Genomic DNA, 23,897 nt, shown 5'->3' on the forward strand with positions numbered 1-23,897 from the left:
ATCATTCCTGAGCAACTGCTAAACGCTTGTTCGATCACCTTCGTAGCGCTTTAAATATTGGTAACTCCCAAGGGCGCATGGCAAATAATAAACCGATATGCTGTCTATTACTCAATGGCAACTTGGCATCTTCCTGATTAAGCTGTGCTACGTCTTTTTTCAACTGATTTAGCTTTCGTTGTATGAGATCAATAGTACTTTGGGTGTAGGTGCCTCGCATATAGAATCTAAAGCTATTGTCACCGACAAAACTAGACTCCATAAAACGCGTTAATCCTTCTTTTTCCATAAACTGCTCTAGCGGACCATTAGGCAACCAATGAAAATCTTGGGCGATTAAAACTTTATATTGGTTATCCGGTAACAACTGGATCATTTTTAGTCGATCGAGTTTAGCCAACAGTTGCACACACTCAAGTTGTTCAACTTGGTAATACTGTATTATTTCATCAAAAGACCAACCATCTCTTACACAGGCAGCAACCAAAAACAGCTTGGGATTATCAATTAACTCTTGCTCCTGTTCGGCCGTTAACGAAGATAACTTTTCAGTTTGATGCTCTATTAATAAAAATAAGTCCGACATAGTCAAAGATAAAACCGTACAGATTTCCTCTAAACGCGCGAGGGAAAATTGTTTCTGAGAAAACATCCTTTTTATATTGGCTTCACTCATATTGAGTTCACTGGCGAGCTGATTATAAGTCATTTGCCGTTGCTTTAACTGTGCTTTTAACGTTGCTACAACACGATCTAATTGGCTCAAAGTATTACAATCCTATACCAAGTAGTTATTTATTCAATACAATAACCACAAGAGTTGATTTATTCAATTCCACAGTCATAATCAATTATGTTTCAACAACATGAAGGAATCAAAAAATGAAACAAATGAATAAGTTACTTGCAATCTTACTTGCTACAACCAGTTTGTATTCGAACGCAGAAAGCGGTGCTTCAGATAATGCAAGCGCAGCGAGTAAACACTCAGCGCTAGCTGCCTCACATGGTACTGCTGCTAGTGCAAAAATCGGAAGTGCAGTTGTTGCAACACCACTATTGGTTGTTGGATCTGTTGGCCAAGCCTCAACGAGCGCTGGCACTGCTTTAATGGAACAAGCAGTAAAAGCTGAACCGCTAGAAATTACTGAAAAAACGGTCACTGCGGCACCTTCACCTAAACAAGTAATGAAGGCTAGCAAACAGGAAAATTTATAATGGGTAAATTAAAAAAATTGATCAATGCCCTAATTGCTATTTCAATGACCATTGCACTACCAGCTTTTGCTGGTAGTGCTCAAACGAGTGAAATAAAGCACTCAGTTGAGTCAGTTGAAAAGTTTGCCAAACAAGTAGAACGTTATGCGGCTAATAAAGGAGCAAGAGCTTTTATTATTGGTAGAGTTGGACGGCCGGAAAGTGAATTACCCAAAGGTATTAAATTCACTCACACAGCAATTGCAATCTACTCATCAATAGAGCTAGACACTGGAGAAATAGTCAAAGGTTATGCTGTTCACAACCTTTATCAAAAGGAAGGTCAATTAGATAAAAGTGAACTGATAATCGATTACCCCGTTGATTTCTTTTGGGGAGTCGATGCCTTAAAAGCTGGCATTATAATACCGGCACCAGCACTGCAAGAGAGAATTATTGCATTAATCGCTGAAGGTAAAGACAGTTTATTGCACAACGAAAACTATTCAGTTATTGCCAACCCATTCAATAATGAGTTTCAAAACTGTACTGAACATACGTTGAATATCGTCAATGCCAGTATTTATCAAACAACAGACGTTACACAATTAAAAGCTAATACAAAAGCGCACTTTAAGCCACAGCGTATTAAAGTGAACCCTGTCAAGCTAATGCTAGGCAATATCTTTGTCGATGACGTTTCAACAAGTGATCACGGTCGTAAAATTTATACGACGACATTTACAAGTATTGGCGGATATTTACAAGAAAATGAGCTGTTAAGTGAGGCTGTTGTTTTAACTCCTGAAGGCGAAGTTTCTCAACTTTTATAAGTACAAAAAGTTAGTAGCTACATTACTATTACTTGAGATTCCCCGCCTAGCTTAGCGGGGATCTCATATTTCTCGTTGGGATACTGACTACTCGGGTATGACACAGCAGTTGCGACGCCTAAGTGAGATACTCGATTGCTCGAGCATAATGCGATTTTCGCCCAGCCATAATACAGTCACGAATAGACAATATTCTGTTGCTAATACCTATTCATAATCAGAAGCGTATGTATCTTCATATGAGTGCGAGTAGAACTCAAACAGGTTGCCAAACGGATCTTCGAGATAAACCATTTGTGCCTGTTTTAATTCATCCTCTGGGTGATAGCGATGAATATCCATACGAACTTTGCCGCCATACTCTTCAACACGCTTAATCGCCGTATCAAACTGCTCTTTTGGTAACTGTAAACAAAAATGAAAGATACCAAGACGAGAGAAGTCAACGTTATGGCGCTCTTCACGATCAACCATTTCAAAAAGCTCCACACCGATACCATCGGTTGTGACTAAGTGAGCGATATTAAAACCTTTGAAACCTTCACCAAATACCGCAATGCACATGCGTCCAATAGCCGATTCACGCTCTTCGATGACTTTAGTATTGTTCATGACGATTCTCAGACCGAGCGCTTTTGTGTAAAACTCAACCGCTTTGTTCATATCGCCAACCATGATACCCACATGATTCATTTTCATAACTTGATCCTCATATTGCTAACTAGTCAATCTAGTTGATGAGGAAATTATAGGAAGAAGATTTGATTAAATAAAATTATTAAATATTATTAAATTCATAATTTATATTTATCAAAATAAACTATGCTTAATCCAATCTGGTTAGAAACATATTTGACGCTTATTGATACGGGTCACTTTACAAAATCTGCAGAAAAGCTGCACATGACCCAACCAGGTGTTAGTCAGCACATCAATAAACTTGAAGAAGCCTGTGGCCATGCGTTAATCAAAAGAGATAAGAAATCCTTTACCATCACAGAGCAAGGTCGCTTAGTGTATCAATACGCGAAAACGTTAATCAAAGATGAACAAAAGCTCTTTGATCAATTAAACTTTGACGATCCTTATTCAGGTAAGTGCACGATGGCATGTTCTGGCTCGGTAGCATTATTACTGTATCCAAAGTTATTGAAACTTCAACGTCAACACCCAAACATTCACATCAATCTAAAAGCAGCGCCAACTCAGCAAATTTTGAGCGACATTAAACATGGTCTTATCGATCAGGGGATAGTGACAGACATCCCTAACGAAAGCTTCTATGATTTTGAAGAGCTTGGCTGCGAAGAGCTTTGTTTACTATCGTCAATCAGCGCCAACAGCAATAAAGATTGGAAGACAATGCTTTCTGAGCTCGGGTTAATTTCGCATCCCGATGCCGAGCACTATCTGTCGTTGTACTTTAAGCAATCTGAAGAACAAGCGTTAAAACGCCTAGATATTAGCAAAATCCCCGTTATTGGTTCCGTCAATCAAATTGGCCAAATTTTGGAGCCTTTAGCACATGGTATTGGGTTCACCGTAATCCCCAAAAGTGTCTTAGAAAGTTTTCACAGCCCAGAACTTATACAAATATTGAAAGCCAATAAGCCGGTAATGGAAACCTTGTACTTGGTGCGCAGAAAAAACAGGGAATTACCTGCTCGATATCAGGTATTGAACTCACTGATCAAAGCAGTATGGAATTAGCCAAGGTGCGCTCGTTCCCTTTTATCAAAAGACATCGACAAAAAAAGCAGGCGATGCCTGCTCTATTTTAAGAAAAAACGATTACGCCTTTTTGACAAATTTTGCCGTCACCATCATTTCACCAACACCGTCAACTTTACAATCTAACTCGTGATCTTTCTTATCAAAGATTCGGCGAACAACAGCTTTGGTACCGATTTTAATCACTTGTGAGCTACCTTTGATTTTTAAGTCTTTAATTACGGTCACTTTGTCACCTTCAGCCAAAATTGCACCATTGAAGTCTTTCACTTCAATTAGGTCTTCTTCAGCAGCTTCTGTTGGATTCCACTCATGGCCACACTCTGGGCAAATAAATAATGCTTGGTCTTGATAAACGTACTCAGAGTCACATTTTGGACAATTTGGGATAGCTTCGCTCATAGTTTAAATACCTTATAAAAATTACGGCTATTCTATCAATAAACCCAATGAAACCCTAGATAGCAAAGTAAAAATTAAACAATAAACTAGCCAGTACAATAATTTACTAACCAATTGATTGATTTTACAGCAGTCAACATAGGTAAAATTGCACCAAAGCTAGATAAAATGGTACTGTTTATCGGCAATTATTTGGTGTACTACCCAAAAACAACAACAAAAGCTTGGTATTGAACACGGTTAAAACTAAATCTGTGCTTGAATACTCAATGCGGAGTATACCTACAAACAACCTCAAAATGAGAAACAGAAACGCATCTGTTCAATAAACAAAGGCGTAATTTTTTATGAGTTCAACTATTGAACAGCCAATCAATAAAAATGGCTGGTTTAACCGTTTTTTATCGACGGTTGAGTTTTTAGGTAACCTACTACCCCACCCTATCACGCTATTTGCGATGTTTTGTTTATTTATCATCGTATTTAGTGGTGTTGCAGACTACTTTGGTTTGAGTGCGATCGATCCTCGCCCGATTGGCTCTGCCGGACGAGACCCTGACGGTGTCATTGAAGTGGTCAGTTTATTGAGCGCGGAAGGTCTGCAAAAAATATTTTCAGGTTTAGTGACTAACTTCACTGGCTTTGCACCATTAGGCACTGTACTAGTTGCCTTGTTAGGCGTCAGTGTTGCTGAACACTCGGGGATGCTGTCAGCAGCCTTGAGAGGCATGGTCATGGGCGCATCGGAGCGCTTAGTGACCTTTATGGTGGTATTTGCCGCGATTTTATCAAATACCGCATCAGAACTAGGTTATGTTGTGTTAATTCCGCTTGCCGCGATGATTTTTCACAGTTTAGGGCGTCATCCGCTTGCCGGTTTAGCAGCAGCATTTGCGGGTGTTTCAGGTGGTTATAGCGCTAACTTATTACTCGGCACAATTGACCCGCTATTATCAGGTATCACTGGCGAGGCAGCACAATTAATTGATCCTACATACACGGTAAGTCCTGAGGCTAATTGGTATTTTATGATCATCTCAACCTTTTTAATTGCCGGTTTAGGCACCTTTATTACCGAAAAAGTAGTTGAACCTCGCTTAGGTAAATACAACGAAGATGAAGCCAGCGAGCCGTTAGTTTCCAATATTGAGCACTTAAGTCCACTTGAAGTAAAAGGATTAAAATGGGCAGGTGTTAGCTTTTTAGTGTTAGCGGCATTACTTGCTTTAACGATAGTGCCGGCAGACGGCATTTTGCGTCATCCTGAAACTGGTAAAGTTACGGGCTCTCCTTTCTTAAAGGGAATAGTCGTGATTATCTTTATTGTCTTCGCCATTCCTGGCTTTGTTTACGGTAAGGTGGTCGGCACGATGAAAAATGACGTTGATGTGATCAACGCTATGAGCAAAAGCATGAGCTCATTGAGTTTATATATCGTCTTGGTGTTCTTTGCTTCGCAATTCGTCGCGTTTTTCAAGTGGACTAACCTCGGCACTATCGTCGCCATTAACGGTGCTCAACTACTGCAAACCCTAGGTTTAACTGGGCCGGAAGTCTTTGTCCTATTTATTTTTATGTGTGCTGTTATTAACCTTAGTTTGGGTTCATCGTCTGCGCAATGGGCGGCAACTGCGCCAATATTCGTGCCGATGTTGATGTTAATTGGCTATGCGCCAGAAACCATTCAAGCGGCCTATCGTATTGGTGATTCAGTGACTAACTTGATCACGCCAATGATGAGTTATTTTGGTCTGATATTAGCCGTTGCTAGCAAGTACAAAAAGAATATGGGTATTGGCACGTTAGTCGCCACCATGTTGCCGTATAGCATCACCTTCTTTGTGGGTTGGGTAGCGCTATTTTACATCTGGGTATTTGCTTTAGGTATGCCAGTAGGACCAGACTCGCCGCTGTACTACACGCCGTAATCAGTTTTGTTGATTAAGAAAGCCACCGCAAGGTGGCTTTTTAGTTGAGACGAAATCTGAGCTAAATTTTCTTCACTGACGTACAATCAGGCAATAACAACATAACAACAACTCGATAACCTCTATTTAGCACTATGTCGACACCCAAGAAATCTACAGCTTTAGCCACGGTATTCGGACTATGTTTGCTGTCACCGTTGAGTGCAGCGCAAGAAAACAGTATTGAAACGATCACCGTTACGAACACTCGCGATATTCAACCATTAAATGAAGTGAGCCGAGCTATTGCCCTGATTTCTCAAAACACCATAGAGCAAAGCCAAGTCGATCATATCCAACAAGTGTTAAATCAAACGACTGGTGTCAATATCGATCGAAACTCAGGCCAGGAAATGTTACTGGCGATTCGCTCGCCTGTGCTCAGTGGCGCAGGTGCATGTGGTAGCTTCTTAACGTTAGAAAATGGCATTGCACTTCGGCCAACCGGCTTTTGCAATGTCAATGAATTATTCGAAAGCCACTATGAATTGGCTGAATCAATTGAAGTGTTAAAAGGGCCGAGCTCTGCGTTTTACGGCAGTAATGGCTTGCACGGTAGCATCAATATTGTTGCGCCAGCTTCGTTTTCTCGTCAGCCTTTTGTCAAAGCTACGTTTGGTCAATGGGATTATCAGCAACTGTCTTTTCTTGCGAACAGCGAAAACTTAGCATTGTCTTCTTCGTTAAGTCATAGTGGTGGCTATCGCGATGATTCGGGCTTTGATCAACAAAAGGTGTCGTTAGCCCATCAATATCAAGCACAGCATTTTGAGCTCACGAGCTTTTTAACGGCAACCAACTTAAATCAAGAAACCGCCGGCTATATCGTTGGCAAAGATAGTTACAAAGATGAGGAAGTTCGCCGGTCAAACCCAAACCCTGAAGCTTATCGCGACGCCAGTGCAATTCGCATTTCACAGCGTTATCAATTTGATCAAAACCTTGTGGTATCACCTTACGCTAGATACTCACAAATGGCGTTTTTGCAACACTTCGTACCAGGTAAACCGGTTGAAAAAAACCGTCATTATAGCGTTGGATTGCAAAGCCAATATCGGCTAATAGAGAACGAAAACACTCGTGTCGATCTAGGTATTGACGGCGAATTTGCCAGTATTTCACTGCTAGAGCAGCAATTTTCACCAACCCAAGGCAGCGCATTTTTACAAGCGACTATCCCCAATGGTAAGCACTATGATTATGAGGTTGACGCGCTGACATTTGCTGGATTTGGTCAAGTGCAATATCAGCTGTCGAGTCAATGGTTATTGAGCGCAGGCGCACGCCTTGAAACCATTCATTACGATTATCAAAATCAAATGAACAGTGGTCGCGTTGACGAAATTGGCAACCCTTGTGGCTTTGGTGGTTGTCGTTTTAATCGCCCAGAAAGTCGCGACGATCGCTTTACCATGTTCTCACCCAAGCTCGGCGCTATCTATCAAGTAAATGCTAATACCTCAACTTATATTAACCTAAGCCATGGCTTTCGCGCACCACAAACCACCGAGCTCTATCGCTTACAACGCGAGCAATCGGTCTCTGATTTATCACCTGAGGAGCTGCTAGCTTTTGACATGGGTTATCGCCAAACACTTGGTAATAGCCAAATAGAGCTTGAAGCCTATTGGTATGATAAATCGAATGTCATTTTGCGCGACAACGACTTCTTTTACATTAGTGATGGTGAAACCAGCCACCGAGGCATAGAAGCGGCTTTTAACACGCAATGGTTAACTCATTGGCAATTAAACGGTAATGTTTCTTATAGCCGTCACACCTATGAAAACAACCCCAATTTAAGCCAACAAACGATCATCGGTAACGATATTGCTAATGCGCCGCGTTGGTTGTCAAACCTTGGCGTTAGTTATCAAAGCACAAATTATCAAGTGGCAATACAGGGACAATATGTTGGCGAGTATTACTTAAATCCAGAAAATAGTGCCAGTTACGACGGTCATTTTTTGCTGCATCTGCGCGCGCAATTTGACTTAGCCGATGAGCTGCAAGTATTTGTTAACCTGGATAACTTGTTTGATAAATACTACGCCGAGCGCGCCAATTACACGAGTTTTACCCAAGAGCGATATTTCCCCGGCTTACCGAGAAACTTAAAGCTATCGATGCGCTATAACTTTTAAACACTGAAAGTATGGGCTGCTATTGAGATCAAAGTGCCAGCGCTTTGTGCATCATTTCTTTGCCCTCGTGTTCAACATAGTCGAGAAACACCTTAGCAATCGGTGATAGCTGTTGATTTTTCGCCCATGAAAAAGACCAGTTTGATTGTATTGGCAGCCCTTCAACAGTTAACACTTCGACCCCGTATATTTCACCAAATGCCAACGTATGGGCTGATAAAATGGACACCCCAAGCCCAGATAATACAGAGTGAATGATCGCTTCATTACTGGCTATCGTCATTTTGATATTCGGCTGACAGCCTTGTTGCCTGAAAAATGACTCGGTTGAATAGCGCGTGCCCGAGCCTTGTTCGCGAATTAAGAAATCTTCTTGGCAAAAGCGCTCAAGCGAAACGCTTTGCTCTTGGGTTAATGGGTGCCCTGCTTTTGCTATTGCCACTAAATCATTTGGCATAAATTCGGTGGCTTGTAAATCGAGGTGCTCTGGCACATAACTAAATACGTAAAAGTCATCAAGTGATTGTTCAAAGCGCTCAATCACGGTTTGCCTATTTGCTACCGTAAACTGAATGTCGATACCGGGGTAGCGCTGACAAAAAGGCCCTAAAAGATGCGGAATAAAATATTTAGCGGTCGTCGCACTAGCTATGCGTAAAGTACCTGAACTCAACCCCTTTAAATTAGATAACTGCATATCTAAGTTCTCACAGCTTTGTAAAATTTGTTTAGCCGTTTGTGCCGTGACAATCCCCGCATCGGTGAACTTCAACTTGCGACCAATTTGTTGGTAAATCGGTAAACCAATCGCTTCAGTGAGCTTTTTAAGTTGCATGGAAATCGTTGGCTGAGTTAAAAACAACTTCTCTGAAGCGGCTTTAATGCTGCCGGTTTCATAGACTGCAAGTAAGATCTCAAGCTGACGAAAGGTACCAATATGTGCGTGTAATCTCGAAGCCATTATTTAGTTAGATTTTTATCTATCCAAAAGTTAATTAATATCTATTTTTATCTAAAACTAGCAAAATGTAAAATGCTCGCCGTTATCTACTACTGCGAGGTTTTTATGAATACTAGAGTTGTTTTCCTGTCACTCATCACCAGTTTAGCCCTAGCGATTTGTTATCTGATTGGCATTAAGATTGGCCACCAAGCATCAGGCTTTGCAGTGCTCGCTATTCTACTTGCTAGTTATGTTGCCTTTAGCTTCATTAGCTCAACGGTGAGTATGCGTAATCAATCGATAACAAACGCTACAAACCGTTTAGCTAAGGACAAATAAGCCATGATAATTGACGCTGTTATCGCATTTTTTATCTTAGGCATTATTTGTCAATTACTCGGGGCAAAACTCGCCTTTCCTGAAGGGCTGTATAAAACGTTAAGTATGTTCTTGATGATAGCCATTGGCCTCAAAGGCGGATTAGCATTGCAAGATCACATTGATCCTGCGCTCATTGGGATGTCGCTTGCAGTCGTCGGTTTTGGTTTATTTTTACCGCTTATTGCCTTTCCCTTACTGAGATATTTTGGCCGGCTTGATAACATCAATGCGGGTGCGATAGCTGCCCATTATGGCTCCGTCAGTGTTGCTACTTATGCCGTTGCGGTAGCACTACTTGAAGCCACTAACGTGAGTTATGAAGCGTATTTCCCGCTATTTGTTGTGCTGTTAGAAATGCCCGCGATTGTTGTTGGACTCATTTTAGCTAAAGGTAGCCTCAAGATAATAAACGCCGCATTTATCAAAAAAGAACTGGTGGCCAACCAAAGTATTTTATTGATGTTGGGCAGTTTAGTGATCGGTTATTTTGGCGGTGCCAGTGTCGAAAAGATTTCCCCCATGTTTATTGATCTATTCTCAGGCGTGCTTGCGTTGTTTTTATTGAAAATGGGGTTAATTGCCGGCCACCAATTATCCGCGCTCAAACAAAATAGCTTGTTTCTCGTTAGCTTTGCGATATTAATGCCGTTAATAGGCGGCTTTTTAGGCACTGGCTTAGCTTTACTTATGTCGCTAAGTGGTGGCGGTATTGCGCTAATGGCGGTACTAGGTGCGAGCTCTTCTTACATCGCAGTGCCTGCTGCGATGAAAGAAAGCTTGCCAGAAGCGAATGCAGGTATGTCGATTACCGCATCTTTAGGCGTCACCTTTCCATTTAACGTGTTAATTGGTGTGCCCTTTTTTATTACCTTAGGTCAGTATTTAGCTGCCTAGTCTTGTGGCGGGTAAAAGCTAATAACGATTAAGTTTTTACCCGCCACCGCTATCCCTAGCTCTTCATCACCCTCTTCATATGGGTTGATTTGCACCAAATGACCAACAGGCACATCTTGTTGAAAGTCGCCCAAGTGTAAAGCGAGCTCTCCGTTATCTAACGCGTAGATAAAGTTCAAGACACTTTCATCTAGTAATAGTGAGTCAAGTTGATGAAACGTAGACACCTGAGGAATATACGCCCCTTGCTTAGTCATGATATTAAAATCTTTGATTGGCCCATCAACGAGCTGACCACAGGTTTTACTGCCGCCATCAAACGTTGTAAATTCAAGTATCTCGCGTAAATTGTCGGTATACTCTAGGTCGTGGGTTAAATCTATCCCCTGCCCTTCAATTAACACAAGGTTGCGCCAATAGCCTGAGAAATCTGAAAATTCGCCATCTTCAGTGACGCTAGCGATACTTAAGCGCCATTCAAAGCCATTAACATCACCACCTTCGCTAACTGCTAGCTCTAGGGTTTCGCCCTTGCCATTTTTCCAAGGGATTTTGCGAAATTGATCAGGGCTGATAATTTCAATCGGATTTACGTTACTCATTTTTCGACCACATCTTTTGACGCCAATAATAGTTGGCGCTATTTATACTATACTTTGAGCTAAGTCTCGAATACGAATCGCATCATGCTGTTGAAAGTAGGTTTTGTTGTAGTCGCTCTATTGCTTGCCGGTGCCGAAACAATCGCACAGGACGAGTTAACTATTTTTACCGAAGCCTTCCCACCTTATAGCTTTCAACAAGGTGATGAAGTTGTCGGTTTAAATATCGACATCATTAAAATGGCCTGCAAAAATGCCAATATAAACTGTACTTTTCAACTTTACCCTTGGCAACGCTCATACAACTATGCCTTGAAGCATAACAACAGCGGCGTGGTTTCAACTTCTAGAACACCCGATAGAGAACAACAATTTAACTGGGTTGGCCCGCTAGTTGACATGCCAACATGCTTTTATAAAGTGGCAATACGCGATGATATTGTCGTTAATCATCGTGACGACCTGCTTAACTACACTATCGGCCTAGCACGCAATGATGTCTACGAGCAAATACTAAAAAGTTGGGGGTTTAAGCATGGTAAGAACTACATCAGTTTTAATGAAAAATATGCCTATATGCAGGCCTTTAAAGCAGGGAAGTTAGATTTGTTTTTAGCTTCTGCTAATACCATTAACAAACACCTCTCGTTACTCAACCTTAGTTTTAACGATGTGATACCTATTTTTTTATTGAACGACGACAATCTAGGTGGAAACTATTTAGCGTTAAATAAAAGTGTCCCCCCTCAATTAACACTTAAGTTACAAGCTGAGGTTGAAAACATCACCCGCTCAACAACATTGGATAAGCTAAAAAATCAGTACATCCCGGAAATAAGCCACGATTATTCGCCTACTTCAAAAGTAGTGCAAGCCTGCCTTTAAAGTTAAAGAGTAGGCTGTGATGTTCATTACCTCAGTATTTACTGAGTTACACGCAATAAATTGGTTAAATGAGATAGTGCGTCTTGGGATGTACTCGCAACCAAATGAGTGAGATAAATTGGTCGCTTAATTTGCACTGAACTATCAATATAACAAAGGCTTCCCTCTTCCACATAAGGCTGAACAAGTTCAGCAGGTAAATAAGCAAAACCACCTTGCGATAAAATTAATTCTAAGGCAATCGTCGCTGTTGAGGTGCGATGCGACGGAAAAACTTTGTGATGAACGGCGTGCTCTTTGGCAAATGTTAAGCCCCAATCAACGTAAATATAATTGTCTGCATTTTCTGAAAATCCGCTGCTACTGCCCACTAAGCAAATATCAAAGTAACCTATCAAGTTATTTTGAAATTCGTTCTCTTTAATTGGGTCGGTTAGAAAAGCAAAGTCTAAGCTTTTGTCTTCTAATTTTCGCTGAATCGCCTCACGCACAGAAATTTCGGTACCAACTGACATACCTTCAAATAAATTGGCAATTTCACACACCCGCTTCGAGACGTACGCATCCCAAATATTAGGAGTCGCGGCAATATTTAGCTTCGATTTTTGGTTGATCGCTACATCTATCGCAGCCTTAGATTGGCTTACGTGATCAATAATAAGGCCGGCATAAGGCAATAGCGCCTCACCTGCTGGCGTCAGCGTTAAGTTGTTTTTCTCTCGAATAAACAATGTTGCGCTGTAAAACTCTTCTAATTGTTTAATGCGCGCACTAACGGCTGCTTGTGTGATATAGAGCTGTTCTGCTGCCTTGCCAAAATGGCGATTTTCAGCAACGGCAATAAAGGTTTTAAATACTTTGATATCCATGGCAAAGCTCAATGTTAAGCATCTCTATAATCTAAAGATTATTTGTCTTTGCGACAATAATTATTTGCTTTTCTTTTTAATACTTCAATCATAAATTTAGGCTCGAAAAACAACCTTTAGGAGCAGGTATGACGCCGTTCAAATTAATTGCTTTAACGCTTTTAATTTCATTCAACATCAATGCAAATGAATACGAAGTAGAGTCAGATAAAGCTGAGCCATTCATTGTTCAGGGCTATTTTGACTATTGCACCGAGATTCGCCCTGATGATGAAGACGAGCACAACTTCATTTTAAACTGTGTCAATTCCCAGTTAAGTGAATCTGGCTACGACACATTTTCAAGCTATCAAGAGCTTATTACGTATATGAATAAGGATGATGAAAATGATGGAAACCGCGATTAGACCTGGCAAGGTCCCTTTCTTTGCAACAGATGTCTTTCCTTACGGCATTTCGCGCAGTAGTTACTTCAACAAACGAGAGTCAGACGAACTGATTAAATACGGTCACACATTTCTCTCGCTACAAAACGGCACGATGGAACCAGAAAATGCCGAAGAAGCAGCGTTTGTTGCGGATTTGACATCAAGTGAACCAAGCGCGTTATACAGTGTAAAGTTGTGGCAAAAATACCTCGCGGCAGTAAGCAAGCGCGGAACATTCCACGGTTTTTCGATGAGTAGTAGAAACTACAATAATTCATTTACTTCAAACATTAGCAACGAAGATATGTTTGAGTTTGCCAGCTAACATGTGTGGCAGGTTCAAGGATGAACCCCAGATTATACAGGTGAAAAAAGACATGGTTATAAAAAAATTAATGGTATTACTCGCAGCGAGCTTAATTGCCTTGAATACCAACGCAATTGCAGAAGAAATGCCAGTAACAGACAATCTACCTGCTGACATTGGTGATATCGTAAAAGTATGCCATCAAGATTCGGTAGAAGATGAAGTTGAAGCAGATTCGCTTAACGATTACTTAGTGATGTGCATTAACGATGAACTAGAAGCTAATGAATTTGATCCACTAAGCTACGAGTCTGCACTTAAGCTGATCAAACAACACACGCCGCCAGCAAACTAATTTTTTGTTAAGCTAAGCGGTTAATAAACTGAGTTGCAAAAAGACCAAGCAAGCCACTGCGCTTACTTGGTTTTTTTATATCTATAAGCGCTATTCGCCATGCCGGACGAGCCGTTGGCGAGATCCGTTATCTTCTTAATTTAACAATGAGATCCCGTGTAACAACATCACGGGATGACGCTACTTACACAACATCACGCGGTGGCTCTACTCATGTGAAAGCGCAGGCTAATTTAGCTTCAACAACAACCCTATAATCACAAAAACATTTATCGTTAAGACTAATATATTTTGTTTTATTTTTTTACTAAAAGCGCTCATATTCACCTTGTCGCTTAAATATTTTTTGTATTGGAGAAAACTGGTGACAAATAAAGCATTCAACTTTATCGAAAACGATGATTACGAGATCATGCTTTTTGACGAAGATTTTGATGATGGCATGTTTCAAACGAATAACGTACTGCGCTCAAGCAAAAAAGAGCCGATGCGCACGAAAAAAAGAGCGTTAAATAATCGTAAGAAACAGTTAGAAATGCTCAAAGAACACAGAAGAATTAGCCGTGAAATAGACGATTTTTACGACGACTAATCAAGTCTAGCCTAATTCAGCAACATAGAATCCACCTTTAGCAAGGTGGATTTTTATTTTAAGTACACGCCCCTTAAACGCCTTATTTATAGGTCCGCATTATCTCTAACAAAGTCTTGATAGCTAATATATTTCCACTGGTTACGGCCTGACTTCTTAGCTTCATACAACGCATTATCGGCAGCTAATGTAATCGATTTAGGGCGCAAGATCTGTTCTGGTGAATCAGAAGCCTCAACAATGCAGGCACCTAAACTTACAGTGATATAGCTAGCTGTAGGAGAATTTGGGTGTGATATGTTTAACTTGGCAAATGAGCTGACAATTTCATCGAGTTTTAATCGCAAATCGTCAACCGATATATCGCTGTAGAGCATGATAAACTCTTCACCACCATAACGAGCACAGAGATCATTGGTGCGTTTAAAGTGTTGACTCAATGTTTGAGCGACTTTAATTAACGCTTCATCGCCAGCTAAATGGCCAAGTTCGTCATTATATTTTTTGAAGTGGTCGATGTCGGCGATGATCACAGTAAAACTCAAGCCTTGTCGAATAAATAGTTGAGATTGGCGCTCCAGTGCTAATTCAAAACTTCTTCGGTTAGCAATGTGCGTTAGGGCATCGGTTAAAGCCTGTTGGCTCAACATCGCATTTTGTTGTGAGATCGTCGACATTAGTTTATTAAAATGACGTGAGACACTATCTAATTCATCAATGTGAAAGTTTTCATCAATGAGCTTATCGCTATGGGTATCTTCGATATTTTTTATCTGTGAGGCCAACTGCTTCATCGGCTGAATAATGATATTTGAAATCATGCTATAAACAATAAAAATAAGTATCGTAAAAATACTAATAAACAGTGTACTTTGCTTGTCTAATAGCGGTGGGAATTCTCCGTTAGAGTGCTCCATAACTAACAACAATATTGGCCGCTCTAAAAAATCCCTAATATACAGTTGAGTATTAGGGCTGATCTCAACCTCCTCAACCTCATCTGTCCAATTTGCCAAATTCTTCACTGCTTGCGTTTGGCTTACTGGAGAGACGGTAACTTCGGTCATGGTGAACTTTTCGATATCATCAACGACTTCTTCGGAAAACAGCTGTAAAAACAAAACAAACCCACGTTCATCGCCAGTTCTATCGGTTTTCTTTATTTCTGTAACACTAAACAGTGCTGGCCCGTGCTTGGTGTTTATCATGCCAGAAGCTTTGGCTACTTTGCTGCTGCCCAAACGCGAAGGAAATATTTTTGTGTGTTCCGGGAAACGTTTAAAATCAAAAACATCAAAAGCCAACGCTTTGTGATTTCGATGATCAAACCCTCTGGAAAAAGCTAAGGTTAGATCTTCAGCAAAAATAAAAATGCCATCCAGCTGTAAGCTAACAAAGGTATCTTCCACAAAATTTTCCTCGATATAATCATTCGAGCGATTTTCAACAAAGCTATAAGTTCTATCCCATACCGCATAATCATAATTAATCGACTCAATTGAGCTCATGTAGGTTAGCGCGACTTGATTAAGTACTTGTAGCTCTTTTCTTACCAACTCACTAATGCGTAGCTCTAATTTTGGTCGTTCAACAAATGCTCGGTAACTAATCACCGCGCAAGTGAAGAGAACAAAGATAAGAATAAAAATGCGTATTTGTATTTGATTAAACGTTAAAGCCTTCACTTCACCTCCTTTAAGCTGGAGAAAGTAACGCCAGTTTATGAGTTATTGAGTGACAATGGCGTAACTAGAAGTATGGCTCAATTCTTTAAAAACTCTAAAAAGTCACCAAAATAATGACCAGTATAAAGAACAACGGTAAATAAGTGTTCCGGCGTTACATAAGAAGCAACGCCGAGAATTGGGCATTTGAAGAATTAACTATCTCTTTGAAGGTATTGCTCTTCAAAGAGCGTGTTATAGCGATTGAGTTTATTCTGACGGATAAACTTAGTTACCTTAGCCACGTAATGATCGCCCTCTTCCGAGTAGCGATTAAGTGACTTTGCCAACACCACACCGGTTACTGGCTTTTCAGCTTTACGCAAACTAGCACGAGTTTCTCGTAAACTGGCGTAGGCATGATTAGTATTTAAATTTTTAATATAAGCTCTCACTGAAGCATTGACGGTTTTAAACTTAGCGACTTCATGCCCCTTTCCCTCATCTCTTGATGACGGCACCATGCCACAGCCTTTTCTAAAGCACCAATGACCAAATAGATTATTACCTTGTTTTGAAAAGCGCGAACTGCCCCAACCCGACTCAATGGCCGCTTGAGTTAGTGCTAAAGACGCAGGCACATAATCGAGCTTTTTTAACAGGGCTTGGTAAAAGCCCTTTTGCTCAACCGTCAGTTTAACTTTATAGCTAGACGCGAGCTCACTTACCCACTGTTTTTCACTTTTAGATAGTTCAGGCTTACTTCTCAGGCCTATCACTGTCTCCCTCAGCATCATGATATGAGCATTTTCTTCAGCGATTATCGGGTATAAGGTCTCAAAAAATTGTTGTTTCTTGGTTTTTACATCAACAATACTGGCAAAGTCTGGTAGCGCTTTTAACGTTGCCTGTGGCGTATTGATAACGTTCGGTAAGCTTGAACTGGATTTCAACAGATAAGTGAGCACGACTACCGTAATCACCGCCGCCGAACTTATCATCACTTTTTTTGATTTTGTTGCATTTGTTAGCATATTGAACACACCTCATACTGTGCTGCGTAAGTATTTCAACTGACAACTCAGTTGCTCTACTTTGCGCTAAACATCGCGATACTAACAATAACCCCCCTTGTTAGTGACGCTCAATTATTATTTTATCTGCTATTTACCACCAGGTGTAATAAAAAGTTTCAAAATGTAAAAAAATAATTTGCAATTTCATAAGTTTTACCTGATAAAGGCGACATTATTTATCACAACAAATCCTGAGAGCTAAAATGTCAGAACCGTTACCAGATTTGATCAAAGAAGTCCTTGAAACTTCTAATGACAATATCACGCCAAGTGATGTTGCTATTCAATCTGATAGTAGCGAACTTGCACTGTTGTTGGAGTCGTTACCGATTGACGAGCGTATCGCGCTTTGGCAGACCATTCCGCTAGCGAAGAAGCTTGATGTACTAATCGACATGCGCAGCGACCCAAGGGAAGTGTTGATTAAGGCGACAGAAAGTAGCCAATGGGATGCTTTATTTTGCGATATAAACGCAGAAGATCTGCTCGAGCTCGCTGATTCACTTCCACAAGAATTGATAGGTCAAGCCCTCGATGCAATGGATAAAGTGCAAACTGGCTACTTTAATCAAGCAAACGAGTATCCTGACGAGCAAGTTGGCCACTGGGTAAACCATGAGTTTTTGATTTTGCCAATTAATGCAAAAGTGCGTGACGCTAATCGATTAATTCGCCGCAACGTGCCAATGCACTGCGACACAATATTTTTAGTTAACCGATTCGGTCATTTCAGTGACGCGGTAGCTGTTGCAAGCTTGCATAGCCAACCTGAGCATATTCCGCTAGCAGACTTAACGATTGAAGACTTACCGGTTATCGACGCGACAACCAGTTGTCATGAAGCTGCTTTTGAAGTCCAAAATTCGGGCTTTGCTGCCTTACCGGTTGTAGATGAAAACTCAAAACTCGTTGGTCGACTTGATATTTTAGCCGCTTCAGAGTTGGTTAGAGAATATTACGAGCGTCAATTGATGGCGAGTGCGGGTATGGATGAGGATGAAGATTTATTCTCGCCTGTTCGAAAAAGTGCCCAAAGTCGTGCAGTTTGGTTAGGCATTAACTTAATTACAGCATTTTTAGCTAGTGCCTTTATTGGTATTTTTGAAGCGACAATTCAACAAGTTGTCGCACTTGCGGTACTCATGCCAATTGTAGCGAGTATGGGCGGTATTGCCGGTAGCCAAACCTTAACCCTGATCATACGGGGTTTAGCACTCAACCAAATAACGCCTGCTAACTTAGGCGCATTGTTGAGAAAAGAGCTCAAGGTGGGCGGCTTAAACGGCTTGATTTGGGCGTTAGTGATTGGCTGTATCGCGATGTTTTGGTTTAGCGACAGTATGCTTGGTGTGGTGATTGCCATCGCCATTTGTTTGAACATTATTGCCGCGGCATTTGCCGGTGTTTTTGTCCCGGTAATTTTAGATAAATTAAAAATTGATCCTGCGCTTTCAGGCTCAGTTATTTTAACAACGGTAACCGATATCGTCGGTTTCGTTGTGTTTTTAGGGCTAGGTACCCTACTTTTGTTATAAAAGGATAACGCATGGAATTTTTGCAAAACAACCCTGAATTAGCTATTTGGCTAGGTATTGCATTTTGTATTTCTCAATCAGCAATGTTTTCGGGGTTAAACTTAGCGTTTTTCTCGCTAAGTCGCCTGCAACTTGAAGTTGAGGTAAACCACGGCCACAAAGCTGCGGCTAAAATTTTAAAGTTAAGAGAAGACTCAAACTTTCTACTGACGACGATTTTGTGGGGTAACGTAGGGATTAACGTCTTGCTGACGCTACTGTCAGATTCAGTATTAATGGGGATGACAGCATTCGCGTTTTCAACCGGATTTATCACTATTTTTGGTGAAATTTTACCGCAAGCTTATTTCTCGCGTAACGCGATGAAAATGGCCTCAATTTTGGCACCGGTACTAAGGTTTTATCAAATAGTATTATTCCCTGTAGCCAAGCCTTCAGCACTGATCCTTGATGGCTGGTTAGGTAAAGAAGGTGTTGAATACATGCGCGATAAAGATTTGCGCAAAGTGATCAAACAGCACGTGGAAGCCGAAGAAGCGGAAATGGATCACGTTGAGGGTATTGGCGCCCTTAACTTCTTAGCGATTGATGACATTAAGGTCTCGCAAGAAGGTGAAATACTCGATCCATCATCAATTATTCAGTTGCCAACTAAAGTTGATTTTCCTCTCATCCCCGAGGTGCTTCGTGAAAATACCGATGAGTTCTTGAAGAAAATCAATGCCAGTGGCCATAAATGGGTGGTGTTAGCCGATGAGCACAACAATCCTCATTTGATCTTAGATGCTGATGGCGCGCTGCGTGATGCACTATTTGACAACGGTAAAAGCTTTGACTTATACCACTATTGCCATCGTCCGCTCATTGTCCACGACGATAGTTTAACGCTAGGTGATGTGATTTGGCACTTAAAAGCACAAGAGTCGCTTGATGCTAATCACGATGGCACAATTGATGTTGACGTTGTTCTGGTTTGGGGCAACAAACCTAGAATCATTACAGGTGCCGATATTTTGGGGCGTTTACTCAAAGGTATCAGCTCAGCTATGCCTGAAACCTTGTTATCGAACAAGCTACAAATGGGCATTAAATTAAATCGTCAAAGTGAAGAAGATTTAGCACAAGAGCAAAAAGCCACGATAGTAAAAACGAAACGGACGACAAAAAAGCCAGCCAGAGCCAAGTCAGTCAGCGTCAAAGCTAATACTAACAAGGCTAAAACGCATGAAATAACGGCAGATGCCAACAACGTTACAAAGCAACCAACGGACGAACAAAGTTAACTTTGTTCGTTTTAAAACATTAGCTATTCCCGCATATGCGGGAATCTCCACCCGCCCGCCGTCATTCTCGCGAATGCGGGAATCACCTCTTTTCGATAGAGATACCCGACGACTCGGGTATGACGATGATTTTGTCAATTCTGTATGAGCCCTATGGTCATTCTCGCAAATACGGCAATAACAACCACCGCCATCATTCTCGCGAATGCAAGAATCACCACCTGCCTGACGTCATTCTCGTGAATACGGGAATCTCCACTTCCAGTAGAGATACCCAACGACTCGGGTATGACGATGATTTTGTCAATTTTTATGAGCCCTATGGTCATTCTCGCAAATACGGCAATAACAACCACGCCGTCATTCTCGCAAATGCAGGAGTCACCACCTGCCTGACGTCATTCTCGTGACTACGGGAATCTCCTCTTCCAGCAGAGATACCCGACGACTCGGGTATGACAATGATTTTGTCAATTCTGTATGAGCCCTATGGTCATTCTCGCAAATACGGCAATAACAACCACCGCCGTCATTCTCGCAAATGCAGGAGTCACCACCTGCCTGACGTCATTCTCGTGAATACGGGAATCTCCTCTTCCAGTAGAGATACCCGACGACTCGGGTATGACGATGATTTTGTCAATTTTTATGAGCCCTATGGTCATTCTCGCAAATACGGCAATAACAACCACGCCGTCATTCTCGCGAATGCGGGAATCTCCTATTTTAGGTAAAGACACCCAACAACGAAATACCACATATTCATTACTGGCTGAAGTAGTTTACACTCTACCTCCCAACCCAAAAGGCTCCAATTAGCGTGCCCTATACTTTATAGTTTGCGTGTTATAAAATTTAAAACATCTCTTTTGCAAGCAGAAAAATCGGTTCCAAAAAGTGTTTAAAGTAGTCACTTTGTTTATCGCAATAACTTTACTTCCTCTGTCAGTGAGCGCGAAGCCAGAAAAGTTAATCTTTGCCGCTATTCCTGGCTACCTTGAAAGGTTTGAAGCAGGAAACTTAGATGACAATATTGCTGTGCGATTAGCAAAGGAGTTAGGGGTGCCTATTGAGCTATACCCTTGCCCGTGGGTAAGGTGCTTAAAGCTCATAGAAACAGGACAAGCAGATATTATTGATGATCTTTTCAAAACACGCGACAGAGAAGAATATATTCAATACCTCTCACCGCATTTTAAGGTTCAAAAAGCAGGCTTTCGCTTTTACGCACTGAATAAAAAAATCACTTCGTTTGACGATCTCGACGGTTTGATTGTTGGCCACCTCAGAGGCTATAAGCACTTCAAAGAGTTTGATCAAGCGACCAGTTTTAGTAAGGTTCCCGTTTTAGATTTTGAAATCATGGTCAACCTGATGATGAATGGCCGTATCGACGCATTTATCGCACCGCCCTCTTTTGCTATTGAACATATTGAGCCATTTGATCCTGAGGGCAAGATAGTAAAGCAAGATTTTGATCATATTGTTGATATGCCGCTTTATTTAGGTATTTCTAAAAAAAGTGGCTGGGTCAATGAACAAAGCGCTTTAGAGCAATCCTTAGAAAACATACTCTCACAAGCCCATTAATTAGCTTTGAAATATTAAAACAGTTTATTGTTTGTAAAGCGATACCCGACTACTCGGGTATGACGAGGGTTTTTGCCAGTTTTGTATGAGCCCAATGCTCATTCTCGCGAATGCGGAAATAACCAACCGCCCGCCGTCATTCTCGCGAATGTGGGAATACCCCCCCTACCGTAACTCTCGCGAATGCGGGAATCTCTAAATTCATTGAAATAGAAACCGCAAGGGTGTCGGTATGGTTAGTTGTATTTTTGTACATACCTATTGACTCTTGATGTCAGCATAATTTACAACGAAATAAAAAGACCAATAATAAAACAATAATTCACAACAAAAACAAACACCTATAAATCGGTCCGCTTTTTGCATACTGATTTAAAAAAATTTAATAAAATGATGTTTTAACTAAAAATATCTAGAGGGTTAAGAGGCTCAATAATGAAGTTTAAGTTTTTAATGCGTATGGTTTCAGCGTTAACTTTAGTTGTGGTATCAAACGCCAATGCTGGTTTGATTCACAATAATTTGGAATGGTTAGATTTATCAGTAACTACGGGTATGAGTCGCAATCAAGTTGAGTCGACTGTTTTAACTCAAAGTGAATACCAGTCATATCGATATGCAACACAAGATGAAGTCAACGCCTTGTATTATGACTATATTATTGAGCAAAATTCCGTCCAGGTAGTAAATACTGCATGGCATATAGCTGAAGATCCAAATTCAGACATTTTACAATATTTTTTCACCATGACTTCAGGAACAACTTGGAATAGTTCATTAAGTACTGTTGATGGAAGTTTAGGCTATGATCAGTGGGATTATAATTGGGGGCGATTAATCTACGGTGCCGACCAAAACAATCAAAGTTCAGTAACTATGTATGGATGGTTTCACGGAATGCAAAGCACTAACTTACCGACTTATAGTGCCCAAGTACATTTGCGTTCGGCAAACGACGGAAGCTCTTTACAAGCAACATCACCATATTTTATGTCTGATTCAGATGCTCAGTATTACAACAACAGTGTTCTAGTTAGAAGTGTCTCGGTACCAGAACCTTCGACACTCGCTGTTTTTGCATTGGGGCTAATTGGCTTGGTATCTCGTCGCGTAATTAAGTAATAACTTTAGCTAGGTTATGGTTATACCAAGTGAATTAAATATTTAAAAGTAAAGTACATTCGCAGGTAGTTACCATTAAAAAAATTAGGCATGCCACAGTTATTGGGACATGCCTTTTTTATTACAAACACAGTAATCTATAATGCAATTTTATCGGTATTAAAACCACTTACTCCACTTCATCAGCACTAAAATAACCACTGAAAGCCCTGTCATTGCGCCCATTAACATCTTAAAGGCGTAATCAACTTCTAGTCCAGGTAAGCCAGCGACATTCATGCCAAAGACACCTGTTAAGAATGACAGGGGTAAGAAAATAGCCGTTACTAGCGATAGCACATACATTCTTGCATTTTGTGCTTCTGCAGTTTGATAACGCAGCTCGTCTTGAATCAATAACGTTCGCTCACGCATAACATCAAGTGTTTCTAAATAACGAGCAATACGCTCCGTTTGCTCTTTTAATCTAAATTTTTGAATTTTGCTCAAAGTGTCAAAGACGATTTGCATTGCATCGAGCGCTTCTCGCTGTGGCCCAATATAGCGTTTGATTTGCGCTGATTGACGACGAATCTCAATCACCTCTTGGCGGTTTATCCGCTCAGGCTTAGTATTTAGTAAAGCTTCATAAGTATCGAGAGCAACGTCATAAGATTCGACTTCACTACAAATTTTGTCGGTAATTTTTTCCACTAATATGCATAACAAATCTTGAATACTTTTGACTTTATTTCTGCTTTTTGTAGCCGCAACAACTTCTTCAATTGAACGCAACGCACGGCCTTTTTTAGTGGTAGTTACTACACGCCCCTCACTGATCCATATGCGTAACGACACCATGTCATCGTGATCGGCCTGATGGTTTAAGTTTATAGCTCGCAAGTAAATTAAAATCCCATCTTCCAATTCAAGTAATTTAGGTCGTGTTTCTTGCGCCATCAAGCCTTCGATCGCTACCAAAGGCAGTGATAACGACTTCATTAACTCGAACGAAGACTCGTGGTCACTGTGCAGGTGATACCAGTCAAATTCGCCAGTATCTTTACCCGCGCGTTGATGAAATATCATCGATTTTTTTTCATCAATTTCAGTCATAG

The 23,897-nt window shown here is 40.9% G+C and carries 24 protein-coding genes and 1 pseudogene; 16 read left to right on the top strand and 9 right to left on the bottom strand.

Features of this window, described 5'->3' with window-relative positions:
• Positions 1-34: 34 nt before the first annotated feature.
• Positions 35-766 carry a helix-turn-helix domain-containing protein gene (locus LP316_RS15185; protein WP_193021949.1) on the bottom strand — a complete coding sequence of 244 codons (732 nt, stop codon included), beginning with the start codon at positions 764-766 and terminating at the stop codon, positions 35-37.
• Between the two features lie 116 nt (positions 767-882).
• On the opposite strand from LP316_RS15185, the gene LP316_RS15190 reads away from it, so the two are divergent.
• Positions 883-1,218, top strand: coding sequence for a hypothetical protein (locus tag LP316_RS15190; RefSeq protein WP_193021950.1), 336 nt, complete (start codon positions 883-885; stop codon positions 1,216-1,218).
• Complete coding sequence (locus LP316_RS15195) at positions 1,218-2,030, top strand: DUF2145 domain-containing protein (RefSeq protein WP_193021951.1); 813 nt, start codon at positions 1,218-1,220, stop codon at positions 2,028-2,030. The genes LP316_RS15190 and LP316_RS15195 overlap by 1 nt, the downstream gene beginning before the upstream one ends.
• Before the next feature lie 207 nt (positions 2,031-2,237).
• Here the strand turns inward: LP316_RS15195 and LP316_RS15200 are convergent, their stop codons facing one another.
• The gene (locus tag LP316_RS15200) at positions 2,238-2,729 is read right to left on the bottom strand and encodes a VOC family protein (RefSeq protein WP_193021952.1); all 492 of its coding nucleotides are present in this window, start codon (positions 2,727-2,729) and stop codon (positions 2,238-2,240) included.
• Positions 2,730-2,852: 123 nt separating this feature from the next.
• Here LP316_RS15200 and LP316_RS15205 point away from each other — a divergent pair, with 123 nt between their 5' ends.
• Complete coding sequence (locus LP316_RS15205) at positions 2,853-3,740, top strand: LysR family transcriptional regulator (protein ID WP_193021953.1); 888 nt, start codon at positions 2,853-2,855, stop codon at positions 3,738-3,740.
• Positions 3,741-3,821: 81 nt separating this feature from the next.
• Here LP316_RS15205 and LP316_RS15210 read toward each other — a convergent pair whose 3' ends face one another.
• Positions 3,822-4,163, bottom strand: coding sequence for a zinc ribbon domain-containing protein YjdM (locus LP316_RS15210; protein ID WP_193021954.1), 342 nt, complete (start codon positions 4,161-4,163; stop codon positions 3,822-3,824).
• A gap of 347 nt (positions 4,164-4,510) precedes the next feature.
• Here LP316_RS15210 and LP316_RS15215 point away from each other — a divergent pair, with 347 nt between their 5' ends.
• Together LP316_RS15215 and LP316_RS15220 are read left to right on the top strand one after the other, a co-directional pair.
• Positions 4,511-6,091: an AbgT family transporter gene (locus LP316_RS15215; RefSeq protein WP_193021955.1), complete on the top strand. Its 1,581-nt coding sequence runs from the start codon at positions 4,511-4,513 to the stop codon at positions 6,089-6,091.
• A 134-nt stretch (positions 6,092-6,225) separates the two neighbouring features.
• Entirely contained in the window at positions 6,226-8,274 is a 2,049-nt protein-coding gene (locus tag LP316_RS15220; RefSeq protein ID WP_193021956.1) for a TonB-dependent receptor, read from the top strand.
• A gap of 28 nt (positions 8,275-8,302) precedes the next feature.
• Here LP316_RS15220 and LP316_RS15225 read toward each other — a convergent pair whose 3' ends face one another.
• Positions 8,303-9,235, bottom strand: coding sequence for a LysR family transcriptional regulator (locus tag LP316_RS15225; protein WP_193021957.1), 933 nt, complete (start codon positions 9,233-9,235; stop codon positions 8,303-8,305).
• A gap of 105 nt (positions 9,236-9,340) precedes the next feature.
• On the opposite strand from LP316_RS15225, the gene LP316_RS15230 reads away from it, so the two are divergent.
• Positions 9,341-9,556, top strand: coding sequence for a hypothetical protein (locus LP316_RS15230; protein ID WP_193021958.1), 216 nt, complete (start codon positions 9,341-9,343; stop codon positions 9,554-9,556).
• 3 nt (positions 9,557-9,559) lie between these two features.
• A complete protein-coding gene (locus tag LP316_RS15235) occupies positions 9,560-10,492 on the top strand; it encodes a sodium-dependent bicarbonate transport family permease (RefSeq protein WP_193021959.1) in 933 nt (310 codons plus the stop codon).
• On the opposite strand, the gene LP316_RS15240 is transcribed toward LP316_RS15235, so the two are convergent.
• Complete coding sequence (locus LP316_RS15240; RefSeq protein ID WP_193021960.1) at positions 10,489-11,094, bottom strand: HutD family protein; 606 nt, start codon at positions 11,092-11,094, stop codon at positions 10,489-10,491. The two genes, LP316_RS15235 and LP316_RS15240, sit on opposite strands and share 4 nt — an antisense overlap.
• An 84-nt stretch (positions 11,095-11,178) precedes the next feature.
• On the opposite strand from LP316_RS15240, the gene LP316_RS15245 reads away from it, so the two are divergent.
• Positions 11,179-11,979: a substrate-binding periplasmic protein gene (locus LP316_RS15245; protein ID WP_193021961.1), complete on the top strand. Its 801-nt coding sequence runs from the start codon at positions 11,179-11,181 to the stop codon at positions 11,977-11,979.
• Positions 11,980-12,017: 38 nt separating this feature from the next.
• Here LP316_RS15245 and LP316_RS15250 read toward each other — a convergent pair whose 3' ends face one another.
• Complete coding sequence (locus tag LP316_RS15250) at positions 12,018-12,848, bottom strand: LysR family transcriptional regulator (RefSeq protein ID WP_193021962.1); 831 nt, start codon at positions 12,846-12,848, stop codon at positions 12,018-12,020.
• Positions 12,849-12,976: 128 nt separating this feature from the next.
• Here LP316_RS15250 and LP316_RS15255 point away from each other — a divergent pair, with 128 nt between their 5' ends.
• The 4 genes from LP316_RS15255 (at position 12,977) to LP316_RS15270 (ending at position 14,530) form a co-directional block, all read left to right on the top strand.
• Entirely contained in the window at positions 12,977-13,255 is a 279-nt protein-coding gene (locus LP316_RS15255; protein ID WP_193021963.1) for a hypothetical protein, read from the top strand.
• Positions 13,236-13,601 (top strand): DUF413 domain-containing protein, encoded by a 366-nt coding sequence (gene maoP / locus LP316_RS15260; protein WP_193021964.1) that lies wholly within the window; start codon positions 13,236-13,238, stop codon positions 13,599-13,601. The genes LP316_RS15255 and maoP overlap by 20 nt, the downstream gene beginning before the upstream one ends.
• Positions 13,602-13,653: 52 nt before the next feature.
• On the top strand, positions 13,654-13,938 hold the full coding sequence (locus LP316_RS15265; RefSeq protein ID WP_193021965.1) for a hypothetical protein: 285 nt from the start codon (positions 13,654-13,656) through the stop codon (positions 13,936-13,938).
• Positions 13,939-14,302: 364 nt separating this feature from the next.
• Positions 14,303-14,530: a hypothetical protein gene (locus tag LP316_RS15270; protein WP_193021966.1), complete on the top strand. Its 228-nt coding sequence runs from the start codon at positions 14,303-14,305 to the stop codon at positions 14,528-14,530.
• An 86-nt stretch (positions 14,531-14,616) separates the two neighbouring features.
• On the opposite strand, the gene LP316_RS15275 is transcribed toward LP316_RS15270, so the two are convergent.
• Both LP316_RS15275 and LP316_RS15280 read right to left on the bottom strand, forming a co-directional pair.
• A complete protein-coding gene (locus LP316_RS15275; RefSeq protein WP_193021967.1) occupies positions 14,617-16,215 on the bottom strand; it encodes a diguanylate cyclase domain-containing protein in 1,599 nt (532 codons plus the stop codon).
• 194 nt (positions 16,216-16,409) lie between these two features.
• A complete protein-coding gene (locus tag LP316_RS15280) occupies positions 16,410-17,228 on the bottom strand; it encodes a glucosaminidase domain-containing protein (RefSeq protein WP_193021968.1) in 819 nt (272 codons plus the stop codon).
• Positions 17,229-17,473: 245 nt separating this feature from the next.
• Between LP316_RS15280 and LP316_RS15285 the strand changes: the two genes are divergently transcribed.
• The 4 genes and pseudogenes from LP316_RS15285 (at position 17,474) to LP316_RS15300 (ending at position 22,800) form a co-directional block, all read left to right on the top strand.
• Positions 17,474-18,805, top strand: coding sequence for a magnesium transporter (locus tag LP316_RS15285; protein ID WP_193021969.1), 1,332 nt, complete (start codon positions 17,474-17,476; stop codon positions 18,803-18,805).
• 11 nt (positions 18,806-18,816) lie between these two features.
• Positions 18,817-19,848: pseudogene (locus tag LP316_RS15290) on the top strand (DUF21 domain-containing protein); the annotation flags it as partial.
• A 1,137-nt stretch (positions 19,849-20,985) separates the two neighbouring features.
• The gene (locus LP316_RS15295; protein ID WP_193021971.1) at positions 20,986-21,678 is read left to right on the top strand and encodes a substrate-binding periplasmic protein; all 693 of its coding nucleotides are present in this window, start codon (positions 20,986-20,988) and stop codon (positions 21,676-21,678) included.
• Between the two features lie 435 nt (positions 21,679-22,113).
• The gene (locus tag LP316_RS15300) at positions 22,114-22,800 is read left to right on the top strand and encodes a PEP-CTERM sorting domain-containing protein (RefSeq protein ID WP_193021972.1); all 687 of its coding nucleotides are present in this window, start codon (positions 22,114-22,116) and stop codon (positions 22,798-22,800) included.
• 159 nt (positions 22,801-22,959) lie between these two features.
• Here LP316_RS15300 and LP316_RS15305 read toward each other — a convergent pair whose 3' ends face one another.
• Positions 22,960-23,895, bottom strand: coding sequence for a zinc transporter ZntB (locus LP316_RS15305; protein WP_193021973.1), 936 nt, complete (start codon positions 23,893-23,895; stop codon positions 22,960-22,962).
• Positions 23,896-23,897 lie beyond the last annotated feature (2 nt).

Origin of the sequence: Thalassotalea sp. LPB0316 (assembly GCF_014898095.1) — a bacterium.
Taxonomy (GTDB): domain Bacteria; phylum Pseudomonadota; class Gammaproteobacteria; order Enterobacterales; family Alteromonadaceae; genus Thalassotalea_G.